Origin of the sequence: Actinophytocola sp., from assembly GCF_036555685.1 — a bacterium.
Classification (GTDB): domain Bacteria; phylum Actinomycetota; class Actinomycetes; order Mycobacteriales; family Pseudonocardiaceae; genus Actinophytocola.
Map to the genome: position 1 here is coordinate 53,003 of NZ_DATBKY010000267.1, position 12,945 is coordinate 65,947.

At 72.0% G+C, this 12,945-nt stretch carries 16 protein-coding genes; 11 read left to right on the forward strand and 5 right to left on the reverse strand.

Annotated features, from left to right (window positions below; translation table 11 throughout):
- Positions 1–90: 90 nt before the first annotated feature.
- From VH969_RS27405 to VH969_RS27430, 6 genes are read left to right on the forward strand one after another with little or no spacing between them, the layout of a single operon-like run.
- Positions 91–471: a hypothetical protein gene (locus VH969_RS27405; RefSeq protein ID WP_331979330.1), complete on the forward strand. Its 381-nt coding sequence runs from the start codon at positions 91–93 to the stop codon at positions 469–471.
- The gene (locus VH969_RS27410) at positions 464–877 is read left to right on the forward strand and encodes a hypothetical protein (RefSeq protein ID WP_331979332.1); all 414 of its coding nucleotides are present in this window, start codon (positions 464–466) and stop codon (positions 875–877) included. Before VH969_RS27405 ends, VH969_RS27410 begins: the two co-directional genes overlap by 8 nt.
- Positions 878–921: 44 nt before the next feature.
- Positions 922–1,509, forward strand: a complete 588-nt coding sequence (locus VH969_RS27415; protein ID WP_331979334.1) for a DUF402 domain-containing protein — start codon at positions 922–924, stop codon at positions 1,507–1,509.
- Between the two features lie 46 nt (positions 1,510–1,555).
- Positions 1,556–1,942: a DUF4180 domain-containing protein gene (locus VH969_RS27420; protein ID WP_331979336.1), complete on the forward strand. Its 387-nt coding sequence runs from the start codon at positions 1,556–1,558 to the stop codon at positions 1,940–1,942.
- A gap of 15 nt (positions 1,943–1,957) precedes the next feature.
- Complete coding sequence (locus tag VH969_RS27425; RefSeq protein ID WP_331979338.1) at positions 1,958–2,269, forward strand: GNAT family N-acetyltransferase; 312 nt, start codon at positions 1,958–1,960, stop codon at positions 2,267–2,269.
- Positions 2,266–3,231, forward strand: a complete 966-nt coding sequence (locus VH969_RS27430) for a pirin family protein (RefSeq protein WP_331979340.1) — start codon at positions 2,266–2,268, stop codon at positions 3,229–3,231. The genes VH969_RS27425 and VH969_RS27430 overlap by 4 nt, the downstream gene beginning before the upstream one ends.
- On the opposite strand, the gene VH969_RS27435 is transcribed toward VH969_RS27430, so the two are convergent.
- Complete coding sequence (locus VH969_RS27435) at positions 3,228–4,175, reverse strand: D-2-hydroxyacid dehydrogenase family protein (protein WP_331979342.1); 948 nt, start codon at positions 4,173–4,175, stop codon at positions 3,228–3,230. The genes VH969_RS27430 and VH969_RS27435 overlap by 4 nt on opposite strands.
- A 114-nt stretch (positions 4,176–4,289) precedes the next feature.
- Between VH969_RS27435 and VH969_RS27440 the strand changes: the two genes are divergently transcribed.
- Complete coding sequence (locus tag VH969_RS27440) at positions 4,290–4,799, forward strand: YflT domain-containing protein (RefSeq protein ID WP_331979344.1); 510 nt, start codon at positions 4,290–4,292, stop codon at positions 4,797–4,799.
- 87 nt (positions 4,800–4,886) lie between these two features.
- Here the strand turns inward: VH969_RS27440 and VH969_RS27445 are convergent, their stop codons facing one another.
- The 4 genes from VH969_RS27445 to VH969_RS27460 form a co-directional block, all read right to left on the reverse strand.
- Positions 4,887–5,822, reverse strand: coding sequence for an XdhC family protein (locus VH969_RS27445; protein WP_331979346.1), 936 nt, complete (start codon positions 5,820–5,822; stop codon positions 4,887–4,889).
- 103 nt (positions 5,823–5,925) lie between these two features.
- Positions 5,926–8,274, reverse strand: coding sequence for an aerobic carbon-monoxide dehydrogenase large subunit (locus VH969_RS27450; RefSeq protein ID WP_331979349.1), 2,349 nt, complete (start codon positions 8,272–8,274; stop codon positions 5,926–5,928).
- Positions 8,275–8,404: 130 nt separating this feature from the next.
- Entirely contained in the window at positions 8,405–8,878 is a 474-nt protein-coding gene (locus VH969_RS27455) for a (2Fe-2S)-binding protein (protein ID WP_331979351.1), read from the reverse strand.
- The gene (locus tag VH969_RS27460) at positions 8,878–9,729 is read right to left on the reverse strand and encodes an FAD binding domain-containing protein (RefSeq protein WP_331979353.1); all 852 of its coding nucleotides are present in this window, start codon (positions 9,727–9,729) and stop codon (positions 8,878–8,880) included. Before VH969_RS27460 ends, VH969_RS27455 begins: the two co-directional genes overlap by 1 nt.
- A gap of 219 nt (positions 9,730–9,948) precedes the next feature.
- Here VH969_RS27460 and VH969_RS27465 point away from each other — a divergent pair, with 219 nt between their 5' ends.
- The 4 genes from VH969_RS27465 (at position 9,949) to VH969_RS27480 (ending at position 12,673) form a co-directional block, all read left to right on the forward strand.
- A complete protein-coding gene (locus VH969_RS27465) occupies positions 9,949–10,917 on the forward strand; it encodes a LysR family transcriptional regulator (RefSeq protein ID WP_331979355.1) in 969 nt (322 codons plus the stop codon).
- Positions 10,918–11,051: 134 nt separating this feature from the next.
- Complete coding sequence (locus VH969_RS27470) at positions 11,052–11,291, forward strand: hypothetical protein (RefSeq protein WP_331979357.1); 240 nt, start codon at positions 11,052–11,054, stop codon at positions 11,289–11,291.
- 8 nt (positions 11,292–11,299) lie between these two features.
- Entirely contained in the window at positions 11,300–12,166 is an 867-nt protein-coding gene (locus tag VH969_RS27475; protein ID WP_331979359.1) for an FAD binding domain-containing protein, read from the forward strand.
- Positions 12,167–12,175: 9 nt separating this feature from the next.
- Positions 12,176–12,673 carry a (2Fe-2S)-binding protein gene (locus VH969_RS27480; RefSeq protein ID WP_331979361.1) on the forward strand — a complete coding sequence of 166 codons (498 nt, stop codon included), beginning with the start codon at positions 12,176–12,178 and terminating at the stop codon, positions 12,671–12,673.
- Positions 12,674–12,945 lie beyond the last annotated feature (272 nt).

Consider the following 12,945-nt stretch of genomic DNA (forward strand, 5'->3'; position numbering starts at 1 on the left):
ACGGCCAAATGTGTCGACAGTTGAGAAGACCGGCTGTCGACAGTCGGTTGGTCCGGAGGCCTTCCCGCGAGGTCCCTCTAGGGTTTTCGCGTGATCGATGCCCTGTCGACGACGCTGACCTTCGTCGCGCTCGGCGCGGCGCTCTGGGCGGCCGCGCTGATGATCGCCGACCGGCCCGTGCTGCCCGGCCGCTGGTACGGGCTGGGCCTGCTCGGCGTGCTCGCGCTGCTGGAACTGGGGCTGCTGGCACAGGCGGTCGTCGGCCTGGTCCAGATGTTCACGACCGAGCGGGACATCGAGAAGTTCGCCTTCGGCGGCTACCTCGTCGCGCCCGTGGTGATCATCCCGGTGGCCGCGTTGTGGGCACTCGCCGAGCGGTCGCGGTGGGGCCCCGGCGTGCTGCTGGTCGGCTGCCTGTCGATCCCCGTGCTGATCCTGCGGCTCGGCCAGGTGTGGCACGGCCATGCCTGACCTCGCCACGCGCACGCGCTCCGGCCCCGGCCGGCTCCTGATCGCCGTGTACGCGATCTTCGCGCTGGCCGCGACCGCACGTTCGGCCGTGCAGATCGCGACCAGGTTCCACGAGGCTCCCCTCGCCTACCTGCTGTCGGCGTTCGCCGGGATCGTGTACATCGTCGCGACCGTGTGCCTCGCGCGCGGCGACCGCACGTCGCGCCGGGTCGCCACAGTGTCCATTGTGGTCGAACTGGTCGGGGTGCTCACGGTCGGCACGCTCAGCGTCGTTGACCCGCAAGCGTTTCCGGACGCCACGGTGTGGTCGGGTTACGGGCGCGGCTACGGGTTCGTGCCGTTGGTGCTGCCGGTGCTCGGCCTGTGGTGGCTGCGCCGGACGGGCCGACCCGGTGGCGGGCACTAGATCGAGATCCCATAACGATCATGAGATCGGTGTAGGAATATCGCATGAGACACGTCGAGGTGTGGCGTGGCGCGCACGGCGATCCCGTGCCGCCGTTCGGGCCGCTGCCCGGCATTCGCATCGGGGACACCGTCGCCTACGAGTTCCAGCTGCCGGACCGGTTCGTCCCGTGGCCGGGCCGGACGCGGCTCGAGCGGGTGTTCGTGCTGCTCGACCTCGGCGTGAGCATGGCCCGGCCGTGCTGGCGGCGGATGCGCACCCCCGACGGCGAGATCAACGGCATCGACGCCGACCTCGACGAGCCCGCGACCTGGTACGTCGACCTGATCGAGGTCACGCACGAGCAGGACCGGATCATCCTTCGCGACCTGTACCTCGACGTCATGGTCCCCACCGACGGCCGCCACCAGCGCCTGCTGGACATGGCCGAGTTCGCCGACGCGATCGAGCAGGGCCGCATGGACATCAACACCGCCGTCGGCGGCCTGCGCCGCTGGCAGCGCTTCATGGACCGCCACCTGCACGAGGGCCGCGACCCGGCGAACCACTGGACGGACTTCCCGCCGCAGCGGATCCGCGCGCTGTCCGCCCTCCCCGGTCCGCTGGGACCGATCGTCACCGTCCCGGGCTGAAATAGTCGGTGGCGAGGACAGCTCGGGCGCGGTCACACTGCGTGGCGTGAACTCCGTCTCCGAGACGCACGGTGCCCGCGTCCTCACCGTCGAACCCGACCGGCCGACGCTGGCCGGCGAGGACGACGCCGTCGACATCGTCGGGGCGGCCTACGGCGAGCGGGCGGACGTCGTCGTCGTGCCCGTGGCGTCGGTGGACGAGCGGTTCTTCACGCTCAGCACGCGGGTCGCCGGGGACGTGGTGCGGAAGTTCCAGGCCTACCGGGTCCGGCTGGTCGTCCTCGGCGACCTCGGGCGGCATCTGGACAGCGACTCCTTCCGCGCGTTCGTGCACGAGACCAACAAGGGCACCGACGTCTGGTTCCTCGCGGACCGCGAAGAGCTGAACGAGCGGTTGCGCACTTCGGGGCAAACTCTGGGACGATCACAGTAGAGCCCAGGAGGTGCCATGACCGACGACGCACGGGTCGAGCTCAACAGTGACAAGCAGCGGTACGAGCTCCTCGTCGGCGACGAGGTCGCCGGGTTCGCCGAGTTCCACGAGAGCGGCAACCGGGTCGTCTTCACGCACAGCGAGGTCGACGACGCGTTCTCCGGCCAGGGCCTCGGCAAGGTCCTGGCCGGTGGCGCGCTCGACGACGCCGTCGAGCGGGACAAGGTCATCGTGCCGGTGTGCGAGTTCATCGCGGCGTACCTGAAGAAGAACCCGGACCGCTACCAGGGCCACGTGGAGACGCCACCCGCGGGAAGCGACCGGTGAGCAACCTCGACACCCGCCCCGAGGAGACGGTCTGCCGCACTGCGGCCGACGACCACGCCGTAGCGCTGCTGCTCGAACCGCGCGACGTCCCGCTCGGCGGGCTGCGCGGCATCCACGTCGACCGGCTGCTCCCACAGCGTGGCCTGCCGACCGTCGGCGCCTGGTGCTTCCTCGACATCTTCGGTCCGAACAACACGCAGATGAGCGTGCTGCCGCACCCGCACACCGGCCTGCAGACGGTCACCTGGCCACTGGCCGGCGAGATCCACCACCGCGACAGCGTGGGCAGCGACGTGCTCGTCCGGCCCGGCCAGCTGAACCTCATGACCGGCGGCCGCGGCGTCGCGCACTCGGAGATCTCCGCGGGCGGCGGCGAGCTGCTGCACGGGCTGCAGCTGTGGGTGGCCCTGCCGGCGGAACGGGACGACATGGCGCCGGCGTTCGAGCAGCACGTCGACCTGCCGGTATTCGCGCGCGGCGGCGTGCGGGCCACCGTGTTCGTCGGCGAGCTGGCCGGGGAGCGCTCGCCCGCGACCGTGTACACCCCGCTCGTCGGTGCCGACCTGACCGTCGACGCCGGCTCGCGGGCCACGATCCCGCTGCGGCCGGACTTCGAGCACGCGATCGTCGCGGTCGACCGCACGCTCGTCGTCTCGGGCGTCGAGGTGCCGCCCGCCCGGCTGCTCTACCTGGGCACCGGCCGCGAGGACATCATGCTGTCCGCGGGCCGCCAGCCCGTCCGCGCGGTGCTGCTCGGCGGCGAGCCCTTCGCCGACGAGCTCGTCATGTGGTGGAACTTCGTGGGCCGCAGCCACGACGAGATCGCCGCCGCGCGCGAGGACTGGGAGACCCCGGGTCAGACCCGGTTCGGCGTGGTGCACGGCCACGGCGGGGCGCGCATCCCCGCACCCGAGCTGCCCCGCATCCGGCTGACCCCACGCCGCCACGGCCACCGGACCTAGAGGACGCGCACCGGCGAGCCCGCGTGGAAGGCCGCGATGTCCTCGACCATGTCGCGGAAGAACACGTCGAACGTACGCCTGCTGACGTAACCCAGATGCGGCGTGAGCACGGTGTTCGGGGCACGCAGCAGCGGGTGGTCCGCCGGTAGCGGCTCGATGTCGTACACGTCCAGCCCCACGCCAGCGAGCCGGCCGGCCGACAGCGCGTCGAGCAGCGCCGGCTGGTCCACGATCGGGCCGCGGGACGTGTTCACCAGGTACGCGGTCGGCTTCAGCAGCGCCAGCTCGCGCGCGCCGAGCAGGCCGCGGGTGCGGTCGCCGAGCCGCAGGTGCACGGTGACGATGTCCGAAGTAGACAGCAGTTCGTCGAACGGGAGCAGGTCCACGCCGACCTCGGCCGCCCGCTCCGCCGTGAGGTTCTCGCTCCAGGCGACGACCCGCATGCCGAACGCCTGCCCGATGGTGGCCACCCGGGAGCCGAGCCGGCCCAGCCCGAGCACGCCCAGTGTCGCGTCCGCGAGGTCGCCGCCCGGCGTCGAGCCGGTCTGCCAGACGCCGTCGCGCAGCGCCGCGTCCGCGGCCGGCACGCCGCGTGCCACGGCCAGGATCAACGCCCAGGTCAGCTCCACCGTCGACGAGCCGACCGCGGCCGTGCCGCACACCGTGATGCCCCGGGCGCGCGCGGCGTCCAGGTCGATCGACGCGTTCACCATGCCCGCGGTGACGATGAGCCGCAGCCGCGGCAGGCGGGCGAGCAGCGAGCCCGGCAAGGGCGTCCGCTCCCGCATCGCGACCACGGCGTCGAAGGGCTCGAGCCTGGTCGCGAGCTCCTCGGGCGGCAGGTGCTCGTGGAACGGGACGACCTCGATGTCCGCCGGTAGCGCGGCCCAGTACGGAAAGGACAGCGCGACGTGCTGGTAGTCGTCGAGGACAGCGACCTTCACGCCTCGAGCCTAGTCCGCGCCTGAGAACTCGCTGTGAACTCGGGCCAACCGGGCACATAGCGGTTTTCGGCCGCGTTGGGACGGGTAGCACGACAGCACCTGGAGGTGACCGAGATGACGGCAGCGTTTGCCAACAACCCGTCGGCGATCAACCTGCCGACCCTGCCCGACGGCTGGCCGATTGGTTCCTACGACACGTACCAGGAGGCCCAGCGAGCCGTCGACCACCTGGCCGACAACGAGTTCCCCGTGCAGGACGTGACGATCGTCGGCGTCGAGCCGATGGTCGTGGAGCGCGTCGCGGCCCGGCTCACCTGGGGCCGCGTGCTCGGCGGCGGCGCCGCGTCCGGTGCCTGGCTGGGCCTGTTCGTCGGCCTGCTGTTGAGCCTGTTCACTGCCGGTGCGGGCCTGTTCCCGATCCTGATCGGCCTGGTCTCCGGTGTGGTGTTCGGCCTGGCGTCGGCCGCCGTGCGCTACGGCGCGACCCGCGGCCAGCGCGACTTCGTGTCGCACAGCCAGCTCGTCGCCCGCCGCTACGACGTGCTCGCCAAGCCGCGCAACGCCGAGCGGGGCCGGGAGATGCTGGCCATGCTCGCGATGCGACCCGCGTCGCAGACCATCTGAGCCCGTGCCCGGCCACCGGGCCGGGCACCTCGATCGACCCGCTGGCCCCGTGTAACCCACTGGGCCGGCGGCGTCCTGAACGCCCGCTCAGGGGTGGTACCGCTCCGGGTCGTCCACGTAGGCCTGGCGGCAGCCGGGGCCGCAGAAGTACACCGTCAGCCCGTTATCCACATAGGACAGCGCGGACTCGCTGACCGCGACCGTCATGCCGCACACCGGATCCACCGCCTCGGCCGCGAGCACGACCGGCGCCGGCTCGGGTAGCGGTGCCCGGGTGCTGATCAGCTCCGCGTACACCGACACGGCCACCTCGGCCGGGGTGCGCGCGCCGATGTCGAGCCCCGCCGGGGTGTGCACCCGCGCCCGCTCCTCGTCCGGCACGTCGAGCGACGCGAGCACCGCCTGCCCGCGCTTGCGGCTCGCGACCAGCCCGATGTAGGGCACCTTCGCCCGGATCGCCGCGGTCAGCACGGGTTCCTCGTCCCGCCCGTGCGAGGCGACGAGCAGCGCGCCGAGATCGGCCGGGATGCCCGCGTCGAGGTCCGGCCGGCGCACGTCGTGGCCGATGGCGCGGCCGACGTCGACCAGCGCGCGGGCCACCGGGGCGTCGCCGTGGACGTGGACGAGCATGGGCGGCAGCATCGCCTCGAGGAAGATGTCCAGCGAACCTCCGGACAGGCACGGGTTGCCGACCGTAACCAGCCCCTCGGCGACCGTCTCCGACTCGGCCGTCGGCGTGATCCGCAGCAGCGTCGACTCCCCGGTGGCCAGCAGGCGCAGCCCCTGCAGCCGTACCGTGGACTCCGCGCACGTGCCACCCACGAACCCCTCCATCGAGCCGTCCGGCAGCACCAGCGCGCGGTCACCCGGCTTCGCGCTGGTCGGCCGCTCCGCTCGCACGACCGTGGCCAGCACGAACGGCGTACGGTCCGACTGCAGGGCGTCGACCCTGGTCAGGACTGTTCCGGCTCCCCGGGATTCAATGTGTTGGTCGCCTCTGGACAACTGGTTCTGTTTGGGCACGTACTTGTGGCTAGGCTGCATCACGTTCCCCTGAGGTGCGGTTGCTTGGGCCTCGGCCCGAAGAAATCCCGAGGCGTGACACGAGCGTCAAGTCCCAGCTCCTCTACTCGATCGCCAAATCGGTTCGCAGTGGGCGGCCCTGGATCGCGCACCACACCGCCGCCGGGGTCAGCGGCATGTCGGCATGCCGCACCCCGAACGGCGCGAGCGCGTCGAGCACCGCGTTCACCACCGCCGCCGGCGAGCCGACCGTGGCCGACTCCCCGATTCCCTTGGCACCCAGCGGATGGTGCGGCGAGGGCGTCACGGTCTCGCCGAGCTCCCACGACGGGCAGTCCACCGCGGTCGGCAGCAGGTAGTCCATGAAGGATCCGCCGAGGCAGTTGCCGTCCGAGTCGAACGCCATCAGCTCCATCAGCGCCATCCCGACGCCGTCGGCCAGGCCGCCGTGCACCTGGCCCTCCACGATGGTGGGGTTGATCCGCACGCCGCAGTCGTCGACCGCGACGAACCGGCGGACGAGCACCTTGCCGGTGCCGGGGTCCACCTCCACCACGCAGATGTACGCGCCGAACGGGAACGTCAGGTTCGGCGGGTTGTACACACAGGACGCGTCGAGGTGGCCCTCGAGTCCGTCCGGCAGGTCCAGGCTCGAGTGCGCGGCCATTGCGATATCGGTGAGCGACGCGCCGGCCACGGGGTCGCCGCGCACCGCCCAGCGGCCGGGTGTCCACTCGAGATCGCTCGGGTCGACCTCGAGCATCGCCGAGGCGATCAGCTTCGCCTTCTCGCGCACCTTCTGCGCCGCCACGGACGCGGCCGCCCCCGACACCGGCGTGGACCGCGAGCCGTACGTGCCCAGGCCGAACGGCGTGTTGTCGGTGTCGCCGTGCACGACGTCCACGTCGTCCGGACTGATGCCGAGCTCGTGCGCGACGATCTGCGCGAACGTCGTCTCGTGCCCCTGGCCCTGCGACTGCACGGAGATCCGCAGCACGGCCTTGCCGGTCGGGTGCAGGCGCAGCTCGCAGCCGTCGGCCATGCCGAGGCCGAGGATGTCCATGTCCTTGCGCGGGCCGGCGCCGACCGCCTCGGTGAAGAAGCTGATCCCGATGCCGAGGTACGCCCCGTCCTCCCGCCGCTTCGCCTGCTCGGCGCGCAGGTCCTCGTAGCCGGCGATGTCCATCGCCAGGCGCAGCGCCTTCGGGTAGTCGCCGGAGTCGTACTCCCAGCCGGTGGCGCTCGGGTACGGGAACTGCTCGGGCCGCAGCAGGTTGCGCATCCGCAGCTCGGCCGGGTCGACGGCGAGTTCGCGGGCGAGCATGTCCACGAGCCGCTCGACCACGAACGACGCCTCCGCGACGCGGAACGAGCACGCGTAGGCCACGCCGCCGGGCGCCTTGTTCGTGTACACGCCGGTGACCGAGCAGTGCGCCGCGCGCAGGTCGTACGAGCCGGACACGATGTGGAAGAAGCCGGCCGGGTACCTCGTGGGCTGCGCGGTGCCGTTGAACGCGCCGTGGTCGGCGAGCACCCGGACCCGCACGCCCAGGATCTGTCCGTCCGAAGTGGACGCGATTTCGCCGTGCATGTGGTAGTCGCGCGCGAACGCGGACGCCATCAGGTTCTCCGAGCGGTCCTCGGACCACTTCACGGGCGCGCCCGTGACCATCGAGCCCACGACCGCGCACACGTACGCCGGGTAGATCGGCACCTTGTTGCCGAACCCGCCGCCGATGTCCGGCGAGATGATCCGGATGTGGTGCTCGGGGATCCCGGTCACGGACGCGTAGATCGTGCGGTGGGCGTGCGGGGCCTGGCTCGTCGCCCACACGGTCAGCTTGCCGGTCACCGGGTCCAGGTCGGCGACCGCGCCGCAGGTCTCCAGCGGCGCGGGGTGCACCCGCGGGTAGGTCATGTCCTGCGCGACGACGACGTCCGCGGCGGCGAACACCGCGTCGGTGGCGGCCGCGTCGCCGGCCGACCAGTCGAAGATGTGGTTGTCCCGCCTGCCGTCCAGGTCGTCGCGGATGACCGGGGCGTCCGCGTCGAGCGCGCGGCGGGCGTCGACGACGGCGTCCAGCGGCTCGTACTCCACGTCGATCAGGGCGAGCGCGTCGCGGGCGGAGTAGCGGTCCTCGGCCACGACGAACGCCACCTCCTGGCCCTGGAAGCGGACCTTGTCGGTGGCGAGCACGGCCTGCCGGTCGTAGGACAGGGTCGGCATCCACGCGAGGCCGCGCTCGGCGAGGTCCGCGCCGGTGAGCACGGCCCGGACCTTCGGGTGCGCCTCGGCCGCGGAGGTGTCGATGGCGACGATCCGCGCGTGCGCCAGCGGGCTGCGCAGGACCGCGCCGTGCAGCATGCCCGGCAGCAGCACGTCGTCGACGAACATGCCCCGCCCGCGGACGAACCGCGGATCCTCCTTGCGCTGCCGCCGGCCGAAGCTCATTCCGCCTCCCCGGAATCAACTCCGGCGGTCAACTTGGACCGGTGTCGTCCAGTTCGGCACGTACTTGTGGCTGGGTTGCGTCCCTTTCCCCTTGGGTGCGGTTGGCAGACACGCGGCTCGCCCAGCGCGGTCATGACGCCTGCTCCGTCTCCTGCGCGGCCGCCCAGCGGATCGAGCGCACGATGTTCTCGTAGCCGGTGCACCGGCACAGCTGGCCGGACAGCGCCTCCCGGATGTCCTCTTCGGACGGATCGGGCCGCTGGTCCAGCAGCCAGCGCGCGGTCATCATCATGCCCGGCGTGCAGAACCCGCACTGCAGCCCGTGGCACTCGATGAACCCCTGCTGGACGGGGTCGAGCTCGGCGCCGCGCGCGAGCCCCTCGACCGTGCGCACGTCGCGGCCGTCGGCCATCACCGCGAGGACCGTGCACGACTTCACCGGCACGCCGTCCAGGTGCACGACGCACACGCCGCAGTTGGAGGTGTCGCAGCCCCAGTGCGTGCCGGTCAGCCCCAAGTCCTCGCGCAGGAAGTGGACCAGCAGCAGCCGGGGCTCCACGTCCCGGACGTACTCGGCGTTGTTGACCGTGACCACGATCCGCATCACCCCACCGCCCGGCAGAGCGCGCGAGTGGTGAGCTCCCCGGCCAGGTGCCGCTTGTAGTCGACCGGGCCGCGCTGGTCGGCGGTGGGCCGGCAGCGCGCCGCGGCGATGCGTCCGGCCTCGACGAACCGGTCGCCGTCCGGTGGCCCGCCCCGCAGGAAGTCCTCGGCCTCCGCGGCGACGAACCGCTCCGCGCCCAGCGCGGTGAGCCCGATGCCGATCTCCTCGATCACGTCGTCGGCCACCGACACGACGGCGCCGACGGCGCCGACCGCCCAGTCCCCCGCGCGCCGGTCGACCTTGAGGTAGGCGCTCGCGGACTCGCGCAGCGGCACCCGGATCTCGCCGAGCAGCTCGCCCTGCTCGAGCACGGTCTGGTACGGCCCGACGAAGAACTCCCGCGCGGGCACCGTCCGCGTGCCCTGCGGCCCGTGCACGACGAGCGTCGCCCGGAGCGCGGCGAACACCGCCGACAGGTCCTCGGACGGGTCGGCCTGGCACAGCGAGCCACCGACCGTTCCGCGGTTGCGCACCACCGGGTCCGCGATCACCCGCTCGGCGTCGTGCAGGATCGGGAAGTGCTCGCCGGCCTCGGCACAGGCGAGCAGGTCCGCGTGCCGCGCGAGCGCGCCGATGACCAGCTCGCCGTCCTCGACCCGGATGCCGGCGATCTCGTCGACGTCGTTGATGTCGATCAGGGCCTCGGGGTGCGCGAGCCGCAGCTTCATCATCGGCAGCAGGCTGTGCCCGCCGGCGATCACGGCGGACTCCGGTCCGTACGCGCGCAGCAGCGTCAGCGCGTCCTCCACGCTGGTCGCCTTGCGGTACTGGAACGAGGCGGGTACCTGCATCAGCCCTCCCTGTCGGGCATGGTCATGCGGCTACGGAACGCCACACAATCCACGGTTAAGTATTCCCTTAAGCGGTGTCCAATGGTCGCTCCCGCTCATCCGCCAAGCCGCCGTCTTCCCTCGTCGCGTGCTCGGCGCTGGCGCGCCTGCGCGCGCTCCTCAGTCCGGACGGCGCCCGCTCCTTCGCTCCCGCTCCGGGCGCTGCGCCACAATGTCGGCATGACGCTCACGCAGCTGAGCACCTTCGTGCTGGTCGCGAAGCTGGGTTCGGTGAAGGCCGCCGCGACCGCGCTCGGCGTGAGCGAGCCGGCGGTCTCCCAGGCGCTCGCGGCCCTGCGCCAGCAGCTCGGCGACCAGCTCGTCGTGCGGGCGGGCGCGACGATGCGGCTGACCACGGCGGGTACCCGGCTGCTGCCGATCGCCTCGCAGATGGTCGCGCTCGGCGCGGACGCCGAGGCCGCGGTCCGGGCCGGCAAGGGTGCGCCCGGCCAGCTGCGCGTGGTCGCGTCGGGCACCGTGATGGAGTTCGTGGCCGGCCCGCTGGTCGACGCGTTCGCCGAGACGTCCGGGCGCAAGATCGACACCACCGTGGGCACGGCCGCCACCGACGAGATGCCGGTGCTGCTCGCCAACCGCTTCGCCGATGTGGCGCTCGGACCGAACCTCGGCCGGACCGTCGGCGACACCTCGGACGCGGACCGGGGCAGCGAGCTGATCTCCGAGCCGGTGTTCCGCACGCACCTCGTGGTCGTCGCCGGGGCGGCGCCGCTGCCGGGCAGCCCGGCGCACTGGTCGTGGCTCGTCGACTCGACGGCCACCGACCCGGCGAGCGACTCGGGCCGGCTGCTGCGCCGGCTGCACGTGCCCGAGTCCCGGCTGCGCGTGTTCCCGAGCATGACCGGCGCGTGGGCGGCGGCCGCGGACGGCGCCGGCGTCGCGATCGCGCCCGGACACCTGGTCACGGCCCGGCTGCGCCGCGGCGAGCTGCGGGTGGTCAACACGGCGGCGACCCCGGCAGACGCGACCTGGTACCTGACCACGCTGACCCCGGAGCGCCGCTCGATCGCGGCCGAGACGTTCCGTCACTACCTGTCCTCGGCGGCAGCCTTGCGGGTCATGCGGGAGCCGGGCGCGGGCGTGCCACCCTCGAAGTTCCGGCCGCCGGTATACGTGACGCTCTGGAGCTGAGCAGCCCGCCTCCCCGGCGGCCACGTCGCTGTACCGGCGATCGTGTGGCTCCGTCGCACGCTCGTCCTGGGCGAATAAGCATTCGGTTACTCGTGCCTTGCCGCGCGGTGACCACCGTCACGACGATCAGTGACATGGAGCCTCGCAGCGAGGCCGGCGCCCACGCCGGCAACCGGCGCATGTACGAGCTCATCGAGCACGCGCCCAAGACCGGGAAGAGCCCCACCATCTGGGCGTTCCCGGGTGTCGTCGAGTGGCTGAAGGTGGCGGGCCAGCCGGTCCAGGGGCCGTGGCCGCCGCACCAGCAACCCCGGCCGGATCCGACCGACGAAGGGTTGCCGGTCGCCGTGCCGGAACCCGAGTCCGAGACGTAGGGGCAGCCATGTACCCCGCGCGCTTCCGGTACGAGGCGCCTCGCACGCTCGACGAAGCCCTCGACCTGCTGCGGACCTACGGCGACGAGGCGAAGGTGCTCGCCGGCGGCCAGAGCCTGATCCCCATGGTCAAGCTGCGCTTCGCCGCGCCCGAGATGCTCGTCGACATCAACAACATCCCCGGCCTCGGCTACCACCGCGAGACCGCGGCCGGCGTCCTGGAGGTCGGCGCGCTGTGCCGGCACGTGGACCTCGAGTACTCCGACATCCTCGCCGAGCGCCGGCCGCTGATGGCGAGCGCGGCGCCGATGATCGCCGACCCGATCGTGCGCAACCGCGGCACGCTCGTCGGCTCGCTGTGCCACGCGGACCCGCAGGGCGACTGGGCGTCGGTGATGCTCGCGCTCGACGCCGAGGTCGTCGCGGCCAGCGCCACCGGCAGGCGGGTGATCCCGATGGCCGAGTTCGTCACCGGGCCGTTCACCACCACGCTGCTGCCCGGCGAGCTCGCGGTCGAGGCCCGGGTGCCCGCGCCGGAGGGCACGCCGTTCGGGCGCTACCTCAAGCTGGAGCGCCGGGTCGGCGACTTCGCGACGGTCGGCGTCGCGGTCGCGGTGGACCTGTCCGGCGGCAAGGTCGTCCGGGCCGGCATCGCGCTGACCGGCGTGGGTGGCAACAACATCAAGGCGGTGGCGGCCGAGCAGGCGCTGGTGGGTGGCGAGCTCGACGCGGCCGCGGTCGAGGAGGCCGCGCGGCTGGCCGCGGCGGCTGCCCGCCCCCGCACCGACCACCGCGGCAGCGCCGACTACAAGCGCCACGTCGTGCGCACGTTCGTCACGCGGGCCCTCGAGTCGTCGGTTCCCGTTGCGGCATAAGGAGACTTCATGGAGAAGCTCGTCAACAAGCGCCGCGTGACCGTGACGGTCAACGGCGAGGAACGGGTCGTCGAGGTCGAGCCGCGGGTGCTGCTGGCGCACCTGCTCCGCCAGGGGCTGGGCCTCACGGGTACCCACATCGGTTGCGACACCACGAACTGCGGTGCGTGCACCGTGCTCGTGGACGGCCGGCCGACGAAGTCCTGCACGATGCTCGCGGTGCAGACCGACGGGCACGAGGTGCGCACGGTCGAGGGCATGGCCCAGGCGAGCGAGCTGCACCCCATCCAGGAGGGCTTCAAGGAGGAGCACGGACTCCAGTGCGGCTACTGCACGCCCGGGATGATGATGAGCGCGATGGCGTTGCTGGAACGCAACCCCGACCCCACCGAGGAGGAGATCCGGTGGGCTTTGTCGGGAAACCTCTGCCGCTGCACGGGATACCAGAACATCGTCAAGGCGGTGCTGTGGGCGGCGAAGAAGATGCAGCCGGCGGTGACAGCATGACCAGGTTGGACAGGATGCGTGGCTGCCAACCGCACCTGAGGGGAACGGGACGCAACCCAGCCACAAGTACGCACCGAACCGGGCCAGACCGACCCAAGGTGACCACAAGGGTCAATTCCGGGGAGGCGGAACTGCCATGACCGCACTCGACGAAGTGAAGATCGGTGGCCTCGGTGCCAGCCGAAGGCGGGTCGAGGACGACCGGTTCATCCGCGGCCGCGGCAACTACACCGACGACATCGTGCTGCCCGGCATGCTGCACATGGAGATCC